General features: G+C 34.4%; 18 protein-coding genes and 1 pseudogene. 7 read left to right on the top strand and 12 right to left on the bottom strand.

Features of this window, described 5'->3' with window-relative positions; genetic code table 11:
* Positions 1-217: 217 nt before the first annotated feature.
* From rlmN to lptC, 6 genes and pseudogenes are all read right to left on the bottom strand, one after another.
* Entirely contained in the window at positions 218-1,447 is a 1,230-nt protein-coding gene (rlmN, locus tag V4P55_RS05880) for a 23S rRNA (adenine(2503)-C(2))-methyltransferase RlmN (RefSeq protein WP_455474161.1), read from the bottom strand.
* Positions 1,448-1,488: 41 nt separating this feature from the next.
* Positions 1,489-1,992, bottom strand: coding sequence for an invasion associated locus B family protein (locus tag V4P55_RS05875; RefSeq protein ID WP_455475060.1), 504 nt, complete (start codon positions 1,990-1,992; stop codon positions 1,489-1,491).
* An 831-nt stretch (positions 1,993-2,823) separates the two neighbouring features.
* Positions 2,824-3,288, bottom strand: coding sequence for a PTS IIA-like nitrogen regulatory protein PtsN (gene ptsN / locus V4P55_RS05870; protein ID WP_455474160.1), 465 nt, complete (start codon positions 3,286-3,288; stop codon positions 2,824-2,826).
* A gap of 1,130 nt (positions 3,289-4,418) precedes the next feature.
* A pseudogene (gene lptB / locus V4P55_RS05865) lies at positions 4,419-5,144 on the bottom strand (LPS export ABC transporter ATP-binding protein); the annotation flags it as partial.
* Positions 5,145-5,219: 75 nt separating this feature from the next.
* Positions 5,220-5,831 carry an LptA/OstA family protein gene (locus tag V4P55_RS05860; RefSeq protein WP_455474159.1) on the bottom strand — a complete coding sequence of 204 codons (612 nt, stop codon included), beginning with the start codon at positions 5,829-5,831 and terminating at the stop codon, positions 5,220-5,222.
* 82 nt (positions 5,832-5,913) lie between these two features.
* Positions 5,914-6,546: an LPS export ABC transporter periplasmic protein LptC gene (lptC, locus tag V4P55_RS05855; protein WP_455474158.1), complete on the bottom strand. Its 633-nt coding sequence runs from the start codon at positions 6,544-6,546 to the stop codon at positions 5,914-5,916.
* 175 nt (positions 6,547-6,721) lie between these two features.
* Here lptC and ihfB point away from each other — a divergent pair, with 175 nt between their 5' ends.
* From ihfB to V4P55_RS05820, 7 genes are all read left to right on the top strand, one after another.
* Entirely contained in the window at positions 6,722-7,003 is a 282-nt protein-coding gene (ihfB, locus tag V4P55_RS05850) for an integration host factor subunit beta (RefSeq protein ID WP_455474157.1), read from the top strand.
* Positions 7,004-7,018: 15 nt separating this feature from the next.
* On the top strand, positions 7,019-7,315 hold the full coding sequence (locus V4P55_RS05845; protein WP_455474156.1) for a lipopolysaccharide assembly protein LapA domain-containing protein: 297 nt from the start codon (positions 7,019-7,021) through the stop codon (positions 7,313-7,315).
* Between the two features lie 141 nt (positions 7,316-7,456).
* Positions 7,457-8,389 carry an RsmD family RNA methyltransferase gene (locus tag V4P55_RS05840; protein WP_455474155.1) on the top strand — a complete coding sequence of 311 codons (933 nt, stop codon included), beginning with the start codon at positions 7,457-7,459 and terminating at the stop codon, positions 8,387-8,389.
* A 1-nt stretch (position 8,390) separates the two neighbouring features.
* Positions 8,391-9,239: a TrmH family RNA methyltransferase gene (locus V4P55_RS05835; RefSeq protein ID WP_455474154.1), complete on the top strand. Its 849-nt coding sequence runs from the start codon at positions 8,391-8,393 to the stop codon at positions 9,237-9,239.
* Complete coding sequence (gene lspA, locus V4P55_RS05830) at positions 9,236-9,751, top strand: signal peptidase II (RefSeq protein WP_455474153.1); 516 nt, start codon at positions 9,236-9,238, stop codon at positions 9,749-9,751. Before V4P55_RS05835 ends, lspA begins: the two co-directional genes overlap by 4 nt.
* 461 nt (positions 9,752-10,212) lie before the next feature.
* Positions 10,213-10,986: a Bax inhibitor-1/YccA family protein gene (locus tag V4P55_RS05825; RefSeq protein ID WP_455474152.1), complete on the top strand. Its 774-nt coding sequence runs from the start codon at positions 10,213-10,215 to the stop codon at positions 10,984-10,986.
* A gap of 115 nt (positions 10,987-11,101) precedes the next feature.
* Positions 11,102-11,980: an endonuclease/exonuclease/phosphatase family protein gene (locus V4P55_RS05820; protein ID WP_455474151.1), complete on the top strand. Its 879-nt coding sequence runs from the start codon at positions 11,102-11,104 to the stop codon at positions 11,978-11,980.
* Here the strand turns inward: V4P55_RS05820 and polA are convergent.
* From polA to V4P55_RS05790, 6 genes are all read right to left on the bottom strand, one after another.
* Positions 11,977-14,883 carry a DNA polymerase I gene (gene polA / locus V4P55_RS05815; protein ID WP_455474150.1) on the bottom strand — a complete coding sequence of 969 codons (2,907 nt, stop codon included), beginning with the start codon at positions 14,881-14,883 and terminating at the stop codon, positions 11,977-11,979. The genes V4P55_RS05820 and polA overlap by 4 nt on opposite strands.
* A 276-nt stretch (positions 14,884-15,159) precedes the next feature.
* A complete protein-coding gene (dnaQ, locus tag V4P55_RS05810) occupies positions 15,160-15,867 on the bottom strand; it encodes a DNA polymerase III subunit epsilon (RefSeq protein ID WP_455474149.1) in 708 nt (235 codons plus the stop codon).
* 4 nt (positions 15,868-15,871) lie between these two features.
* A complete protein-coding gene (gene coaE / locus V4P55_RS05805; RefSeq protein WP_455474148.1) occupies positions 15,872-16,459 on the bottom strand; it encodes a dephospho-CoA kinase in 588 nt (195 codons plus the stop codon).
* A gap of 3 nt (positions 16,460-16,462) precedes the next feature.
* Positions 16,463-17,338 (bottom strand): shikimate dehydrogenase, encoded by an 876-nt coding sequence (locus tag V4P55_RS05800; RefSeq protein ID WP_455474147.1) that lies wholly within the window; start codon positions 17,336-17,338, stop codon positions 16,463-16,465.
* The gene (locus V4P55_RS05795) at positions 17,331-17,930 is read right to left on the bottom strand and encodes a Maf family nucleotide pyrophosphatase (RefSeq protein ID WP_455474146.1); all 600 of its coding nucleotides are present in this window, start codon (positions 17,928-17,930) and stop codon (positions 17,331-17,333) included. Before V4P55_RS05795 ends, V4P55_RS05800 begins: the two co-directional genes overlap by 8 nt.
* Before the next feature lie 9 nt (positions 17,931-17,939).
* Positions 17,940-18,764, bottom strand: coding sequence for a pyruvate, water dikinase regulatory protein (locus V4P55_RS05790; protein WP_455474145.1), 825 nt, complete (start codon positions 18,762-18,764; stop codon positions 17,940-17,942).
* Positions 18,765-19,164: the final 400 nt, after the last annotated feature.

Below are 19,164 nucleotides of genomic sequence, written 5' to 3'. Positions count from 1 at the left end.
TATTATGCTAATGACACGATAGCCTATTTAACAATCACTTTTTATGGCTTTCTTATATCTCTATTTCTCTGCCAATTATAATTTTTTATGATTCTTATGGCTGATTAGTTTACTCGACCCCTCATGCAAAATCCTTCCTCTATCCCTTTTTTAATTGGTTTATTACCGGCACATATTGACAAGCTTTGCTTTATGTCTTCATCAGCTAAGAATAAAGCTACTGACTGCCAACCACAGATTCAAACTGCAAACGTTCAGATTTCCGTAAACGTTCTGAAGCAGACTTAAGCTGACCGCATGCCGCTAAAATATCCCGTCCTCGTGGTACCCGAATAGGCGAAGCATAACCTGCTTGATTAACAACATCAGCAAATCGCTCAATTTGTTCCCAATCAGAACATTGATAGTTACTTCCTGGCCATGGATTAAAAGGAATTAAATTTATCTTAGCAGGAATACCTTTTAGCAATTGAACCAATTGTTTGGCATCATCCAAACTATCATTTACATCTTTCAGCATCACATACTCAAATGTAATGCGTTTAGCATTGGAAAGACCAGGGTAATTGCGGCAAGCATCCATTAACACAGCAAGCGGATACTTTTTATTAATTGGAACAAGCATATCTCGTAGCGTATCACGAACCGCATGCAGTGAAATCGCTAACATAACCCCAATTTCTTCCCCTGTTCTTATAATTCCAGGAACAATACCACTAGTTGAAAGGGTAATTCGACGTTTTGACAAAGACAACCCATCTCCATCAGAAGCAATTAATAAAGCTTTTTTAACTGCTTCAAAATTATAAAGTGGTTCTCCCATCCCCATCATAACAATATTGGTTATTTTGCGGCCCTCGACTGGAACAATTGCGCCATCAGGAGTATTCTTATCAGGAAAATCACCTAAACAATCACGTGCAACCAGTAACTGTGCTAGAATCTCTTCTGCTGTTAGATTGCGAACAAGAAGTTGTGTTCCTGTATGACAAAAAGAGCAATTTAATGTACATCCTACTTGAGAAGAAATACATAAGGTACCACGCCCCTCTTCAGGAATATAAACAGTTTCGATTTCAACAGGTTTGCCAGCTCCACGCGCTGGAAAACGCAAGAGCCACTTACGTGTACCATCTTTTGATATTTGTTCCCCAACAATTTCTGGACGCGCAATAGAAAAATGGTCTTTAAGCATTTGCTGCATTGGCTTAGAAATATTCAGCATCTCATCAAAATTTGAAACACCACGGACGTAAAGCCAATGCCAAAGCTGACGTACACGCATACGTATTTTACGTTCCGGCACACCAATTGATCTTAAAGTCTCCACCATTTCATCATGTGATAAGCCAATTAAGGATTGCTTAGACTGACCCAACACGAAAACATTATCTGATTTTTGTGTTGAGCATGCACCAACTGGTTTGAGATCATATGAAACGGTCATTACTTTTTAACTTATATCAGTATTTTAAAATCACATACATTTTAATGACATCTCTCCGCCGTCTTTAACGCAGCAGTCACTCCTTTTAAAGAGTAAGTATAAGTGGTATGCGTTCCTCGCTTTGAGATTGCTCTTACTGTCATATTATTTCCAGCACGCATAGCAGAAACAAGCTGTTTTTCCAACACTGATGATGCTAACCAGGCTGATGAATCTTTTGTGAAAAAATCAAAATCCTTATCACCAACGGTCACAGTGACTTTTGACCCTTCTTTAAGTGTATAACCAGCCATGAATTGTGGCTCAAACGTATCGGGAGAGTTAGAACGCTTCGTAACCAAAAAGAAATTATCGCCGTGCTTCACTGTTGTTGGAAGTGATTCTAAAGGCACTGATAACACATAACAAACTGTATTTTCAGGTGATTTATAAGAATAGGCTCCCCAAGCATAAAATTGATCCAAACGTCTTGGTGTCTGTGACCATGCTATCTCAGCAGTAGCCAAAGTCATTATAAATGCAGCAATAAAAGTCTTTTTCAACATTTTCATTTAGCTCACTTTTCTATTCTTTAACAAATTTTCCCATTGGCAAAGCTCAACACAAGCTCGACCAACGTTAAAGTTGTTCCAATTTCTATAGACAAATATTATCGCTTAAATTAGAACAAACCTTTATATTCAATTGTGACCTTTTAATTGTTATTAAAATATGAATTTTTTATTCAAAAATTAAATTTTTCAAAAAATAATATTTTGTCTTATTTCACAAAAACAATACAAATACATTCTTAATGAATTTATCCTCCTAAAATCGCGAACCTCTCTTCAATCAATCGTTATATACTTCTATCTCAATTCTTAACATTCAATATTTTCAGGGGCTACTTTTTTCTATTCAGAAGCAATCTTTTGAAACATTAGAAATATCATCAAGATAAGTCACTACAACCACCATATACAACTTTATTGCTTTAATATTATTAACTTTTTCTCTATACTCAGTATTTAAGACTTTCAATTTTTGAAGCTATGCTAATAGTCTTAACTTATGGAGCCACGTAGTTACAATATGCTGACAACAGGTTTATTCCTTTCCAATAAAATGTTTATCTCTTTCATCATCTCACATAGAAAAGATTATTTGTTATCTGTTTTGGATACTTAAGCCACAACACTACCCAAAAAAAATAAAAAACCATTTTTATTGAAAAAAGTTTAATGTAAAAATAAACTGCTTAAATAAATAACAGATAGCACAGAGATAACTAGTATTGACTATATGAAAATACAGATCTGTAGTGAGCCCATTTCCTTTTCTTTCAAGATAGATTATACTCTTTTCCTACTTTAAATTCAAAAACTGTAATGTGCACATCAAGCCGCATTTGATGCTGAATTCTGAATCAATAAAGCGTAAAGTGCGTTAGTATCACGTGTATTGCGCAATTTTTGAACAACGTCAGAATGACGCAAAACACGTGCAATCTGTGATAAAGCTTTTAAGTGATCTGCACCAGCGTTCTCAGGTGCCAAGAGTAAAAAAACAAGGTCAATTGGCTCATCATCGAGAGCTTCAAAGTCAACCGGATTCTCAAGGCGAGCAAATATACCAATGATTCGGTTAATATCAGGCAATTTTCCATGAGGAATGGCAATACCACTACCAAGACCCGTTGATCCTAATTTTTCACGTTGCAAAACAATATCAAAAATTACACGCTCATTAAGACCTGTTAACTCGGCTGCTTTTTCAGCTAAAATTTGCAAAACTTGTTTCTTCGAATTTGCTCTAAGAGCCGGAATAATTGCTTCCGGTGCAATTAACTCACTCAAATTCATATTTTAATCTTCCTTTTGCATATTTAAATTCCCACCCACAAACCAATAAAGAATACCGAAATTTAAAGATCACCATTACATGTATATTTTTTTTCAACGCATAGCAGATGATGGTTCAAGTCATTTCATATTATTACTAACTCAATGATAAAGATTTTTAGCTTTTGATTAACAGAATGAGAAAAAGGAAATAAATTTTCCATAAAACTAACTTGCCTACCACATTCGTAACAATCACTATTAACGACCTTCCAGCCTAAACAGTTAGCGTAAATGCCTCGTTAGATTTTCCTCTTCTTTTTAAGAATTTGTTCCCGTAACACGATAAATACATAGGGATAAAATATATTTTTACAATTACTTGTAGCTTGAGATGCAAAACTACAACAATCTAAATAAACTTTTACATGTTTAACAAATATATCTAAAATAGCCCATACATTTATTTGATCAAATATCCACTCATTATGTAATAGCTTATTGAATACATAATGAGCAAATATAGTGCCACAAATTACATTTTATAATAGCAATATAGCCATAGTTTTACCATAAAAATGCTCACAACAGACTCATCTTCCCTTGTGTATTTCAATAGAAAAAACATTACCGACATCTATATATCTTTATCACAAAAACATGTCATTTCACTTATGTCCTTGTTTATCATTCATCTTAAGCTTAATTCAATGATATCTTTATTAATACAAACCACATCGCAAACATAAAGAGATTCTCTCTCTTTACGAAGCATTTTCTTATCATTCAACAAAAATCCAAAGCGAAGCTATAATATAATAATTATGACAGAAATAAGATGTTTAAAGAAACAACACGATATAAAAAATTGCTGTTAAAAATTTTTTATATAACCAAACTGAAAAACATCTCTTTTTCTTTACTTCTGCTCACAAATATGCATATGCAAGTCTTTAACGGTCTCATTATAGCTCTTTGCATTGTATCATACATAACTGTTTAAGTTAAGTAATGAGAATGCATATTGACAGTAGCTCTTTAAAACGAAAACAAACCTTCATTGAAGCTTAAAAAGTAAAACTGATTGCTTCGAAATATAAAAATAAAGCTTTTGCCTACGAAACCATTTCTGTTTAAATCTCAATAAAAAATCAGAGAGAAAATTGATTACCCAAATAAATTTGGCGTACATCAGCATTATTAATAATATCATTAGGACAACCGTGAATTAGCACTTTTCCTGCATGAATGATATAAGCACGATCCACAAGACTCAATGTTTCACGCACATTATGATCAGTTATCAAAACACCAATACCACGTTGTGTTAAATGACGAATAAGCTGCTGAATATCAAAAATAGCAATAGGATCAATTCCTGCAAATGGTTCATCAAGTAATACAAAATTGGGGCGAGAAGCTAAAGCACGCGCAATTTCAAGTCGACGACGTTCCCCTCCTGATAATGCAATTGCGGGCATTTTTCGTAAATGATCAATTTTAAATTCATGTAAAAGAGCATCTAACTCTTCACGACGTTTAAGCTGATCTTTTTCAGTGACTTCCAAAACAGCTTTAATATTATTTTCAACAGAAAGACCACGAAAAATGGATATCTCTTGCGGAAGGTATCCAATACCTAAACGAGCACGCCGATACATAGGAAGATGAGTAATATCAAACCCGTCAACTTTAATTGTCCCTCCATCAGGTTTAATGAGACCTGTAACCATATAAAAGCAAGTTGTTTTTCCAGCTCCATTGGGACCTAAAATGCCTACAGCTTCTCCCGTACGAATATCGAAAGAAACACCATTAACAACTTGTCTTCCTCGGTAAACTTTAACCAAATGGCTAGCAGCTAAAGTCCCTTTTAAACACTGTTTTGAGACTCCATTTTCAAAATCGCGCTCAGCTGTCTGTTTTTCTTTTTTGATTCCAAACATGAAACCTTAATGGCTATTTTCCTGATTTTGTTTTAAAATAATAGAGACACGTCTCTTTTTCTTAGATGTCTCACAACCTTCTAGTAAAGCTTTTCCAGTTTTCATATTTGCGGTTAATTTACACCCTGTTACCACATTTTCACCATCAGTTAATACAACATTACTCCCTGTTAAGACCATAATGTTTGATTTTCCATCAAAAACACCTTTATCACCTGTAGCAACTTGTGTCGCTATCTTTATAGAAACCTTTCCTAAGGCTTCCACTTTTTTTATACTGGTTGATCCAAACCATGTAGGTAATGCTGTCTCTGTATTTACCATATATTTATTCACTGTCTTATGCATCTTATCATAATAAACAACCAATTTTGAAGTTTGCAAAAGACGTTTGCCTTGAATCACTGAAACATTTCCATCAAAAAGAGCCATTCCCTTTTTATCATGTATCTCCAAAGAATCAGCATAAAGCTCTACTGACTCCTTATCATTAGATATATCAATTCCAAAATTGGCGACTTCAGCATATCCACAAACGGATTTAAAACTTAACACTACCACACTAAAAGCAGAGAAGCACATACCTTTCCATTTTCTATATGGTGCTTTCAGCTTCATTTCATAACTCTCAATTTTTTATCAAAATATTGAGGTCCCTCTTTAATTACAAAGACCGATAAAATTTCGTATTGATATTCTCTCATTGTTTGTCAAGAACTAAATGCACTCCACCTTGAAAATGCATGATTTGTTTTTTTTCTAAAATTTTCAAAGCGTTTGCTACAAGACGCAAATCTGAGCGTTCAATATTGACACGTTTATTCGTGCTTAATTGTCTCTCAGATAAATTAATATCCGCAGACATAAATTTTGCAACGATTCCATCACTGGTTGTAATTGTGAAGGGCTTATCTAATTGTAAATGACTATTGATATTATCGTAAATACCTTCTTGAGCATCAAGAAAAACGCGTCCCTGTTGGTTTATAGATGCTTCAGCTGTAATATTTTGCAGCCCAAAGACACCAGAATGTACACGATCTTGATACGCTTTTTCCGCTTTGAGCCAATAAGTCTCATGAGAGCGTGTATAGCCTTCTAATTTTGGATTAAGCATTGTCAGCTTCATCATTCCGCCCTCTTCATTATTCAATATTACAGTGTCAGAAACAACAGAAGCCAAAAAAAATGTACGCCAACAAATGACAAGTACAATAACCAATGTACAAAGAGGTAAAAAAATTTTTAATATGCTAATATAGTGAGAATGACGATATGCTTTTTTCAAATTATCACTAAAAGAAGAGACTTCATCATGATTATGTATAGCCATATTTATCCTAATCTCTCAAATTTTAATCTCAATAGACTTTATAAAGGGTATTTTTGAATTTTGCTTATTGCAATTTATTTTTTATTGGTTTTATTTTGTTTTTACTCATTCATGATGTAACTTACGTGCATAAAATGCGCAATTATAAAAATTTTTTTATGAAAGAGAGGCTATTTTGGTTAAATCGGAACTTGTGCAAATTATTGCTCGTCATAATCCGCATCTTTTTCAACGTGATGTAGAAAACGTTGTGAATGCTATCTTTGAAGAAATTGCAATAGCTCTCGCTAATGGTAATCGCGTTGAGCTTCGCGGCTTTGGAGCTTTTTCTGTTAAAAGCCGTTCAGCCCGTAACGGCCGTAATCCGCGAACAGGTGAAGCTGTTGCCGTTGAAGAAAAATGGATTCCTTTTTTTAAAACTGGTAAAGATTTGCGTGACAGACTTAACAAGACTTAACAAATGAGTAAATTTATGAAAATTAGACGCATTTTCTTAGCAATTATGTGTATTCCACTTATATTTTTTTTAACTGTTTTTGTTATAGCTAATCGTAAAATGGTTGTATTAACTTTTAATCCTTTTCAGACAAATCCTGAAAGTTTCACTTATCAAGCACCTTTATTTATATGGCTTTTTATTTTTTTTGGTTTAGGCGCTTTATTAAGCAACATACTTAACAAGTATGAATACCGTAAATGCAAAAAAGCCCTCAAAAAAAGCAAAGATGAACTAGAAAAATTAAAAGCATCACTCGCAAATATGATATAATAACGCTTCAGTAAAATCTTTCTTTATGTTATATTTCAACAATACTGAAAGTGATTTTTTTTGTAACCCATAGCTTTAGTGAACTTAGAATATTCACACGAATAACAGAAATTCAATAACCTTTAAGATACCTGTATCGTAATGTCTGCACAATTTTTTCAACCACGTCAAAGCAACATACTTTTACAGGAAAAAGTACCTCTCATTTTAGAAACAGATGCTAGTGCAGATTATGCTTTAATTGATTCTGGTAATGGAAAAAAATTAGAGCGTTATGGGAGTTACCGCATCATAAGACCAGAAAGCCAAGCATTGTGGAAACCGGCTTTATCACAAAAACATTGGACTAATGTTGATGCTGTTTTTACAGGAAACCGAGATGAAGAGGGTATTGGTCGTTGGCATTTTCCCAAAAAAACTCTTGGTGAAACATGGCCACTTTCTTGGAATGGATTGTCTTTTTTAGGGCGTTTTACGTCTTTTCGACACGTAGGTGTTTTTCCTGAGCAAAATGCCCATTGGCACTCAATGGAAAAACAAATTGTTAATACCACACGTCCTATAAAATTGTTAAATCTTTTTGGCTATACAGGTATCGCCTCTTTGATTGGCGCACGTGCAGGTGCAAATGTTACCCATGTTGATGCCTCTAAAAAAGCTATCACTTGGGCAAAAGCCAACCAAGAAAAAGCAGGGTTATCAAATTATCCTATTCGCTGGATTTGTGATGACGCTGTAAAATTTGTTGAGCGCGAATTACGCCGTAAAAAAAGCTATGATATGATTCTTCTTGATCCCCCTGCATACGGGCGTGGACCTCATGGGGAAGTTTGGCAATTATTTGATCACTTACCAAAAATGATCACAAGCTGTCGCAAGCTTTTATCCGATAAACCTCTTGCTGTTGTGCTTACAGCCTATTCTATTCGTGCTTCTTTTTATACTCTTCATACTTTGATGCGGGATGAATTTATAAACCTTGGGGGTACAATTGAATCAGGAGAACTGATATTGCGTGAAGAAGTTGCTAAACGGACTCTTTCTACTTCTCTTTTTAGCAGATGGATTGCTTAAAATGTGCATACCCAAAACTGGTAAAGTTAAAGAAATTACCTCTCTTAGTAATCCCATCATTAAGGATCTTAAAGCACTTAGCCAAAAGAAAAACCGTAATAGAGAAGGTCTTTTTATGGCGGAAGGTCTTAAATTGGTAATTGATGCTTTAAACCTCGGATGGACAATACAAACGCTCATTTTTTCCAAAAGCAAAATTGGAAATGATGCTGTCGAAAACATTGCTGCACGCACTGTAGCGAGTGGTGGATTTGTTATTAAGGCTTCACAAAAGATCATGGAATCCATCGCGCGCCGTGATAACCCACAAACAGTTATCGGCATTTTTAAGCAACAGTGGCAACCACTTGAAGCGATAACAGAACAGTCCAAAGATGTTTATATTGCACTTGACCGGGTGCGTGACCCAGGTAATCTTGGCACTATTATTCGTACTGCTGATGCAGTGGGAGCTAAAGGTGTTATTTTGATTGGCGATACAGTAGATCCTTTTTCACCTGAAGCAGTCCGTGCAACGATGGGATCTATTTTTTCCATACCACTTTATCACTTTGATGAATGTACATTTTTAAGCTGGTCTGCTCAATTTAAAGGCATGATTATTGGTACACATCTTAAAGGGTCTATTGATTATCGTACAATTGACTACAAAAATGGTCCTATTATACTTTTAATGGGCAATGAAAAACAGGGACTGCCAGATAGTCTTGCAAATTGTTGCGATCAGCTCGCGCGTATTCCACAAAATGGACGTGCTGATTCGCTTAATTTGGCGGTAGCAACTGCTGTCATGCTTTACGAAATCCGCCGTTCCTATTTAACACTGGAATCGTGTGAGGTTAGAACATGATACGCAAATCATCTGCTTTTTCGTCATTTTCTTTGCTTATTAGCTTGATTCTTATAGTAGGACTTGATCAAGCAGCAAAATACTGGATTATACATAACATACCATTAGAAGCAGAAATGCCACTGCTTCCTTTTCTTTCTCTTTATCATGTGCACAATTATGGTATTGCATTTTCCTTGCTTTCTTCTTTTCCTCGTTGGGGACTCATTGCTGTTGCATTAACTATTGTCGTTTTTCTTTTATGGTTATGGAATAATATCAAATACAACAAACCTTTATCACGCTTTGGTCTGATTCTTATCATTGGCGGAGCAATTGGTAATCTTATTGATCGTATCCGTTTTCACTATGTTGTTGATTATATATCATTTTATATTAGTGATATTTTTTATTTTGCCATTTTCAATCTCGCAGACAGTTTTATAACAATCGGCGTCATTGCTATCTTAATAGAAGAAGCGAATATTTGGATTAAAGAAAAACGTTATTCTAACCATAAATCTTCTGAATAAGTCTTTCTCTCAGTTGCCATGAATATTAATTGTATATCAATTTTTCATATATATAAGATATAAAACAAAATTTATTTAACAATGACAGTAATTTTTTACCTTTTTATACAGATGTCTTTTTTAACATCTGTAGCTGTTGAGAATATGAACACAAACTTTTATCCCCACGTCATTCATAATTCATATTCGCTTGACTTAAAGCATTAAAGATATAAAAAATCTCATATTCTAATTTTTTATTATGTTATTTTATTACCAATTTGTAAGCTTTTCTCTTAACAAAAGTCTCTTGTAATTTTTAAATAAATCCCCATAATAGGAGGAGGTATATTGGAATTGTATTAGCGGTGTGGAGAACCGCTTATGATTGTCAAGTAAAAGCTTGTACAAAGCTGTTGTCGTAAGACACAGGTTCTTTTATCCTAATACCTGATGGAACATATGCTAGAGGACTTTATATTATGGCTGATTTCAAAAATTTACGTTCGGCGTCTGTTTCTCATGCCGATGCATCAATTGATCAAGGATTGCGTAGCTACATGCTCGGTGTCTACAATACGATGGCAATTGGTTTGCTTATCACAGCTGCTGCAGCTTATGCAATTGCATCGTTAGCAACAACAACGGATATGAATCAAGCAGCTGCTCAGATCAGTAAAAGTGTTTATTTAACTTCATTTGGTGTGACATTTTACACATCACCATTCTCATACATAGTTATGTTTGCTCCGCTCGTAGCAATACTATTCCTCAGTTTTAAAATCAATACGCTGAGTACGAGTGCGGCTCGTAGTCTCTTTTTTGGCTATGCTGTCCTTGTCGGACTCTCACTATCTTCAATTATTTTGCGCTATACTACAGAAAGTATTGTGCAAACATTTATTATTACTTCTGCATCTTTTGGTGCTTTGTCACTTTATGGTTACACAACAAAGCGCGATCTTACCGCTATGGGTTCATTCTTATTTATTGGTTTGTTTGGCTTAATGCTTTCCATGATTGTTAATATCTTTCTTGGGTCAAATGCTTTGCAATTTGCTATCTCAGTAATTGGTGTTCTTGTTTTTGCTGGCTTAACAGCTTACAACACGCAGAACATTAAATTAATGTATTATGAAGGAGATGGATATGATACCCGTGGTCGGAAAATTATCATGGGTGCTTTAAATCTTTACCTTGATTTCATCAATATGTTTGTATTTTTACTGCAGTTTATCGGCTCAAATCGTGATTAATTTTAACAAATCATTTTTTTGATCTTAAAACCTTGTTTCTAAAAAGAAACAAGGTTTTTTCTTTTTTATAGGAAAATACCTATATTTCCTTTTAGCAGGCTATATATACAAGAAAATGAGTACATCTAATAAACAAAAATTTCTTCAATTTTCCACATTTATCCAGCAAAAATTACAAAATCCTTTTTTAAATGCTATTTACAAACGTCCAAGTTATGAGACAAACACAACCGATAAAAACAATAATTATGACCTCACTATCGCTTCGTATAATGTCCATAAATGTGTAGGTATTGACAAAATTTTTAATCCTACCCGTATTGTACGTGTTATTGCTGAGCTAAAAGTTGATATTCTTGCTCTTCAAGAAGCAGATAAACGTTTTGGAGAGCGCGTTGGTTTAGTTGATCTTCAATTATTAAAAGCTGAAACAGGTTTAGTTCCTGTACCCTTGAAAACCATGTCACCAAATGGACATGGATGGCACGGTAATGCCCTTTTTATAAAAAAGGGGCATATACATGATATTGTACAAATTACTCTTCCTGGTATTGAACCACGTGGTGCTGTTATTGTAGAATTAGAAATGGAAACTGGACTCATTCGTATTGTTGCTGCTCATTTTGGTTTGTTACGCCATTCCCGCAATAAGCAAACGACAATGCTCCTTACACTTTTACAAAAACGTCCTCCCATGCCAACAATCCTCACTGGGGATTTTAATGAATGGCGTTTAGGAAAAGGTTCATCTTTAAACCACTTTTTTTCTTATTTTGATAACACACTGAAAACTGTACCAAGTTTTCCTTCTCGTTTTCCTTTTTTGGCACTTGATAGAATTTTTGCTTTTCCAAATCAATTAGTAAGAAATGTAGAAAGTCATTCTTCACCACTTTCACGTATTGCTTCAGATCACTTGCCTATTAAAGCTTATCTTAACCTTGCTGATGCAACGAACATTATGAAAGATAAAATCGATAAAAAAGCTAATTAATGTGCTTCATTCCAATTTTGTGCAGTCATTGCCTTTACTTCAAGTGGTACGGACAAAGACAGCGCTGGCATTGTAGCATTTTCCATAACTTTTTTAACAAGCGCTACGGTTTTTTCACTTTCATCTTTTGGTACCTCAAACACCAATTCATCATGGACTTGTAGTAGCATTTTTGCTGAAAGCCCTTCTTTTTCTAAAGCATTTTCCATTTGAATCATAGCGCGACGAATAATATCCGCTGCAGATCCTTGAATTGGTGCATTAATAGCAGCTCGTTCATTAAAAGCACGAATTTGTGGATTTGTCGCTTTTATTTCTGGATAATGGATACGGCGCCCAAAAATAGTCTCTACATACCCATTTTGGCGTGCAAATTCTTTAGTTTTTTCCATATAATCTTTAATTCCAGGAAATCTTTCAAAATAAAGTTGAATATAACGTCCTGCTTCTTGCCGTGAAATACCCAGTTGATTAGCTAATCCAAAAGCTGAAATACCATAGATAATACCAAAATTAATAGCTTTTGCACGTCGCCGTATGTCTGAATCCATCCCCTCTATAGCAACTCCAAATATTTGTGATGCAGTTATAGCGTGAATATCCTGACCTTTTGCAAAAGCTTCTTTTAACGCCGTAATATCAGCAACATGCGCAAGAATGCGCAATTCAATTTGGCTATAATCAGCTGATAATAGTACATGCCCTGTTGGAGCAACAAAAGCTGTTCGAATTTTACGCCCTTCAATTGTGCGAATTGGAATATTTTGTAAATTTGGTTCTGATGATGATAATCGTCCCGTTGATGTTGTAGCCAAAGAATAACTCGTGTGAATACGCCCTGTTTTTGGTGAAATATAAGAGGGTAAAGCATCTGCATAGGTCGATTTTAATTTTGTAAGCTGACGCCAATCAATAATTTTACGCGGTAAAACATGCCCCTCAGCAGCCAATTCCTCTAAGGTCTGTGCAGAAGTTGACCACTGTCCACCCTTGGTCTTAACACCTCCAAGCAATCCCATTTTTCCAAACAGGATATCACCTAATTGCTTTGGCGAAGCAAGATTAAATTTTTCACCAGCAAGCTTATAAATTTCCTCTTCTAAAATAAAAGCAGCCTGCGCCAATTCTCCTGAAAGGCGTGATAAAATCTGCTTATCAACGAGAACACCACGCTCTTCCATCCTTGCAAGAACTTCTATCAGTGGACGGTCAAGACGCTCATAAATTTTTGTCATTCTCTGAGCTACAAGCTGCGGTTTTAAAACTTGCCACAAACGCAATGTTATATCAGCATCCTCTGCTGCATAAAGAGTTGCCTGTTTTAAATCTACTTGTGCGAAAGAAGAAATTTTTTTTCCGTTACATGTTAACTCTTTGTAGGAAATCGTTTTATGTCCAAGCCAACGTTCTGATAAAGCATCCATATTATGATTTAAAGTTCCAGCATCTAAAGCATACGACAAAAGCATTGTGTCATCAAAAGAGCGCATAACAATGCCATATTGCTTCATTACTAACCAATCATACTTTATATTCTGTCCAATTTTCAGCACCGATTGGTTTTCTAATACCGGCTTTAACAACGTCAAAGCTCTTTGTGTTTCAATCTGCTCAGCAATGCGCCCTTCCCTCAAAAGATCATTTTCTCCAACTATATGTTCAAGTGGTATATAGGCTGCTTTTTGAGGTTGTAATGCTAATGAAAAACCGACAAGCTTTGCTTGCATAGGATCAAGAGAAGTTGTTTCAGTATCAAAAGCAAAAAAACCTTGTTCTTGAGCTTCTGATAACCATTCTTTTAAAACTGTCTCATCAAGAATAGTTATATAAGAATCTCTTATAATTTTTTGGCTAAGAGCTTGATCTTTACGTTTTTTAGCTAATAATTGTGGAGAATTCTCAAGAAGTCCACAAGATTCTGTTATCTTAACTTTTTGAACATCCAAATCAGGACCATGTATGGGATTATCCCATTTAACATTTATATCAAGTGCATCAATAGCTGCTGCATCACATGACGTTGCTTCTGCTACACGACGCGTTAATGTCGTAAATTCCATAGCTTTAAGAAAACCAATAAGACGCGGGCCATCTTGTGGTTCCAAAATAAAATCATCTAAATTCTTATCTATAGGCACATCTGTTTTAAGTCTAACCAATTCACGAGAAATTTTAGCTTGATCACTATAAGCTTGAATATTTTCACGTCGCTTTATCTGCTTAATTTCTGCAACATTCTCCAACAAATGATCAAGAGAACCAAATTGATTCAACAATTGTGCTGCTATTTTAGGACCAATACCAGGAATACCTGGAATATTATCTGTTGAATCTCCAATTAAAGCTTGAAAATCAATCATTTTTTCAGGTGTAACACCCCATCTTTCTATGACTTCAGGAACACCTATATGCTTATCTTTCATTCCATCATATAAGGATACATGCGCATTTACTAATTGCATAAGATCTTTATCGGAAGAGATAATTGTTGTTGTTGTCCCAATTTTTGTTGCCAATTGTGCATAAGTAGCAATTAAATCATCCGCTTCAAATCCTTCTTTTTCAATGCAAGGTAAATTAAAAGCCTCTGTTGCTTGGCGTATCAAAGAAAATTGAGGAATAAGATCTTCGGGAGGTGCTGCCCGATTTGCTTTATATTGAGGATAAATTTTTTTACGAAATGTCTCGGATGAATAATCAAAAATAACAGCAAAGTGCGTTGGAACAACACCTATATTTGTATTGCGAGCATCACAGAGCAATTTCCATAGCATATTACAAAAACCGGCTACAGCTCCTACAGGAAGCCCATCTTTTTTACGTTTTAAAGGTGGCAAAGCGTAGTAAGCACGAAAAATATATCCTGACCCATCAACTAAAAAAAGATGATTTTCCGCTTTCATGACAATTTTATCTCTCCATTCTAGTCAAAAACAGTTTAATATATTTATTTTTTTTATCTTAATTTTTTTATTTATCAATATGCCTCTAAAAAGCCATTTTTTTGGTTTTATAAGTTATACTGTCGTTGCGATTTATATAAAGTACCTAGAGCTTTTCTTTGCTGTTACAGGATATAATAGCTTTCATTTTGCTCCTCCTATGATAGCTGAGGTACGAGTAGCGACAGGGTCGTTGTGGTGTTCCCCTCCCCACAACGACCACTTTTTTTTCAAGATTTATTGTGAAATTTTAAAGTGATTCCAGAGGGCTTTTTCGCCTATTTTTTTGATAAAATCAGCATGCATACTTATTTCTTGCACACTTAACCTTTTGGGTAAAGCTTTTGGACGAGATTGAACTTTGTAAAAAGCACTTTTATTATCTTTTGTACCCACATCAATTTTATCACTGTCATAAAAACCTAGTACACCTTGCTTTCCACCAATAAGCTCAATGTAAATATCCGCAAGTATCTCTGCATCAAGCAAAGCACCATGAAACACACGACGGCTATTATCAATTCCAAAACGTTTACACAAAACATCAAGAGAATTAGGTCCCATGGGAAATTTTCGCCGTGCCATAGCCAATGTATCAATAACATTATCAACACTAATCAACGGCTTATTTACCCGTTTTAATTCTGCATTAATAAAACCAATATCAAAACTTGCGTTATGTGCTATCATTGTTGCACCATTGATAAATTCCCAAAAAGCATCGGCAATATCACTAAAACTTTTTTCATTTTTTAAACGTTCATTGGTTAATCCATGAATGGCTACAACTTCATCAGGAATAATAACGCCTTGTGGGTTCAAATAAACGTGGAATTTCTCTCCTGTAAGATAACGATCAACCATTTCGACACAACCGATTTCGATTATGCGATCTTTATCTTTATCCAAGCCTGTCGTTTCTGTATCAAAAATAATTTCACGCATTGTTTCAATTCTTTAGTAAATTTTCTATAATAGAAAAAACTTGTTGTCGTGTGTTTTCTAAATTTTTTCCTGTATCAATAATAAAATCTGCGCGTTCTCGTTTTTTTTTATCAGGCATTTGTTTAGCATTAATAAATTCAAATTTTTTTTCATCCATATTTGGACGCATCATTGCACGTTTTTTTTGGATTGCTGGTGGAGCTGATACAACAATTACGCTGTCCACACGATTTTCACCATTTGTTTCAAAAAGAAGTGGAATCTCAAGAACAACCAATTTTTTTCCTTGTCGACGCGCTGTATTAATAAATTCTTTTTCTTTTCTTCTAACAAAAGGATGAATTATTTTTTCTAGTATTTGTAATTTTTTACTATCATTGATCAAAATTTGAGAAAGCTTTAGTCTATTAACTTTACCATTTTCAACAACATGAGGAAAAGTTTTTCCTATAAATGATAAAATTGATTCAATATCATAAAGTTGGTGCACTACATCATCAGCACTAAAAACAGAAATACCCGCTTGTTTAAAAAAATCAGCAACTGTTGACTTTCCCATAGCGATAGATCCTGTCAGCCCAATGATTTTCATTCTTTATCTTTCACCCATATCTTCTAGAATCGCTTCTCGCAGTGCTTTTGTTACCTTTGGTCTTATTCCAAACCATCGTTCAAAACCAGGAACAGCCTGATGTAAAAGCATACCAAGTCCATCAACTGTCCTTAGACCACAAGCTTTTGCTTGTTGTAAAAAAGGAGTTATTAATGGAGTATAAACAATATCTGTTACCAATGCTGTTGTTTTTACTTTATAAAAATTTAAAAAGAAAAAATCATTTTTTTTATCACGTGGATTTTCCATTCCCACAGAAGTCGTATTAACAATTAAATCTGCTTGATAAACACTTTCACAAAGATTATTCCAATCATGAACTTCAACAGGTTTTCCAAAATATTCTGCTAAATTATCCGCACGTTGCTTTGTGCGATTAAGCAAAAAAATGCGCTTAAAACCACGTTTTTTTAAAGCATATAGAACAGCACGAGCTGCACCCCCAGCACCAAAAACAAGAGCTGTTTCTCCTACCCAATCAGAATAAAAATCATCAAGATTAGCGCAAAAACCATAAGCATCGCTATTTGTTACACAAAGCTTATCTCCTTCATACCACAGCGTATTAGCTGCACCGATAATGGTTGCAACCTCATCCTTATAATTTGCTAGATGAAAAACATTTTGTTTATAGGGTAGGGTAATATTTCCTCCACAAAAACCTCTTTTTTGTAAAGATTCAAGAAAATTACTAAATTCTTCAGGAGTTACTTTCTGCGCCAGATATTCTCCTTGCAGATTATACTGTTTAAGCCAAAAATTATGAATTTTTGGAGATTTGGAATGACTAATAGGATAACCAACAACAAAAGCACGCGGATAAATTGTTTTTTTGGATTTTATTGCAAAATTAACCATCAATACACCCCAAATGACGCAATTTATCTAATAAAGGCAATAAAGGTAAACCAATAATTGTAAAAAAATCCCCTTCAATTTTTTCAAAAAGGTGGATTCCTTTCCCTTCAATTTGATATACTCCCACGCTATTTAAAACATCCTCTCCTACATGTGCCAAATAACGCTCAATAAATTCTGATGAGAGAGGACGTACTGACATATGAGCAGTGAAAGATTCAACCCAAATTTCCTGACCATTTTTAAATAAAGCAACTGCGCTATGAAGAAAATGCGTTTTTCCTGATAAAAGAGATAAACGCTTATGGGCTTCTCTGCAGTTTCTAACTTTATGAAAAATTTTATTTTCAAAATCAAGAACTTGATCACAACCAATGACTACAGCACCAGGAAAGCGATTAGAAACATTTTTTGCTTTTTCACTTGCAAGAAAACAGCTAAGTTCTTTAGGCGTTTTTGCTGTTACAGTTTTTTCTATTTTTCTTTCATCAAAAGAAGCTCCTTCAACGAGAAAGTTTAAACCTGCCTTTTTCAACAATTGTGCACGATAAGAACTAAGAGATGCTAATATTAATAATGTATTTGTTACCATGAGATTTTTTCATTTTTCTTCACGAAATCGTGATAAAAGTTCAAATATAGCTGCAGCAGTTTCCTCTATAGAGCGTCTTGTAATATCAATAATAGGCCAATCAAAGCGTTCACAAAGGCGTTTTGCATAAATCAATTCTTCTGTTATATTGACGCGATTGATATAGCTTTCAGCAGAAAATCCTTCTCCCAAATATCGATTTTGGCGAATATGCGAAATTCTCTCAGCTGAAGCTATTAAACCAACAATTAAAGAGTTTTTAGCTTCAAAAAGAGTTTCTGGTAAATCAAACCCTGGGATAAGAGGAATATTAGCAGTTTTAATACCGCGATTTGCTAAATAAATGCTCGTTGGTGTTTTTGACGTTCTTGAGACCCCTACAAGTATCACATCCGCATTCGGTAGACTATTCGGAGATTGCCCATCGTCATGCTCTATTGTAAAATCTAGCGCATTAATACGGCTAAAATAATTTGCATTAAGATCATGTTGCGCGCTAGCGCGTAAATTTGTTGGTATTCCCAGATATGACTGAAAAGCATCTAAAACAGGATGAAGTATATCAATACAAGAAATTCCTATTTTTTTGCATTTTCTTTCAAAAAGCATTTTAACTTTTTCATCAATGATTGTGTAAAGAACTATACCTGGATTTTGTTGTATTTCATCAATAGCTTTGTGCAGCTGCGTTTCGTTTCGAATCATCGAATAGATATGCTCTATAGCCTGATTCATTGTATATTGTGATGCTACAGCTCTCCCAACGGAGATCAAAGTTTCCCCTGTTGCATCAGAAAGCATATGCAAGTGAAAGAATTTTTTTTCTCTTGTCACAAAAATTTTAACTCCTTGTTAACAAGTGTGCGTATACACTCCAGGATTTTGTATTAATATAAAATTTAGAGAAAATCTTATATTATTATACACAAAATCAATAATTTTTATAAATAAATCTCTTTTGCAAAAAAAGCAGGAATAACATTCTTTAAAGTATGATTTTACTTTGTTTTTTTATCTGAACCTTGTGGATAAAATTGAGGATGAAACTGTATAAATAATAATTAACATTAAACACAGACTTAAATAAAAAAAATCTCTCTTTAAAAATTTATTAATATAAATTTTTTTTGAAAAAAGATATTTCATATATATTAAATTTACTTTATACAGTTTAACAACTGCATATGAAGTTAAGTTCTATGAATGACACTTGAAGTTTAGAAAAGTTGGGTGT

This window comes from Bartonella sp. B30(2025), assembly GCF_053793825.1.
Note: the sequence above shows the minus strand (reverse complement) of the source record. Positions and strands in the feature narration are given on the sequence as shown.

What these genes read in the sequence shown, in the direction of transcription:
- rlmN (WP_455474161.1), bottom strand. Translation starts at nt 1,447, where the DNA reads ATGACCGTTTCATATGATCTCAAACCAGTTGGTGCATGCTCAACACAA.
- V4P55_RS05875 (WP_455475060.1), bottom strand. Translation starts at nt 1,992, where the DNA reads ATGTTGAAAAAGACTTTTATTGCTGCATTTATAATGACTTTGGCTACT.
- ptsN (WP_455474160.1), bottom strand. Translation starts at nt 3,288, where the DNA reads ATGAATTTGAGTGAGTTAATTGCACCGGAAGCAATTATTCCGGCTCTT.
- V4P55_RS05860 (WP_455474159.1), bottom strand. Translation starts at nt 5,831, where the DNA reads ATGAAGCTGAAAGCACCATATAGAAAATGGAAAGGTATGTGCTTCTCT.
- lptC (WP_455474158.1), bottom strand. Translation starts at nt 6,546, where the DNA reads ATGGCTATACATAATCATGATGAAGTCTCTTCTTTTAGTGATAATTTG.
- V4P55_RS05845 (WP_455474156.1), top strand. Translation starts at nt 7,019, where the DNA reads ATGAAAATTAGACGCATTTTCTTAGCAATTATGTGTATTCCACTTATA.
- V4P55_RS05840 (WP_455474155.1), top strand. Translation starts at nt 7,457, where the DNA reads ATGTCTGCACAATTTTTTCAACCACGTCAAAGCAACATACTTTTACAG.
- V4P55_RS05835 (WP_455474154.1), top strand. Translation starts at nt 8,391, where the DNA reads ATGTGCATACCCAAAACTGGTAAAGTTAAAGAAATTACCTCTCTTAGT.
- lspA (WP_455474153.1), top strand. Translation starts at nt 9,236, where the DNA reads ATGATACGCAAATCATCTGCTTTTTCGTCATTTTCTTTGCTTATTAGC.
- V4P55_RS05825 (WP_455474152.1), top strand. Translation starts at nt 10,213, where the DNA reads ATGGCTGATTTCAAAAATTTACGTTCGGCGTCTGTTTCTCATGCCGAT.
- V4P55_RS05820 (WP_455474151.1), top strand. Translation starts at nt 11,102, where the DNA reads ATGAGTACATCTAATAAACAAAAATTTCTTCAATTTTCCACATTTATC.
- polA (WP_455474150.1), bottom strand. Translation starts at nt 14,883, where the DNA reads ATGAAAGCGGAAAATCATCTTTTTTTAGTTGATGGGTCAGGATATATT.
- dnaQ (WP_455474149.1), bottom strand. Translation starts at nt 15,867, where the DNA reads ATGCGTGAAATTATTTTTGATACAGAAACGACAGGCTTGGATAAAGAT.
- coaE (WP_455474148.1), bottom strand. Translation starts at nt 16,459, where the DNA reads ATGAAAATCATTGGGCTGACAGGATCTATCGCTATGGGAAAGTCAACA.
- V4P55_RS05800 (WP_455474147.1), bottom strand. Translation starts at nt 17,338, where the DNA reads ATGGTTAATTTTGCAATAAAATCCAAAAAAACAATTTATCCGCGTGCT.
- V4P55_RS05795 (WP_455474146.1), bottom strand. Translation starts at nt 17,930, where the DNA reads ATGGTAACAAATACATTATTAATATTAGCATCTCTTAGTTCTTATCGT.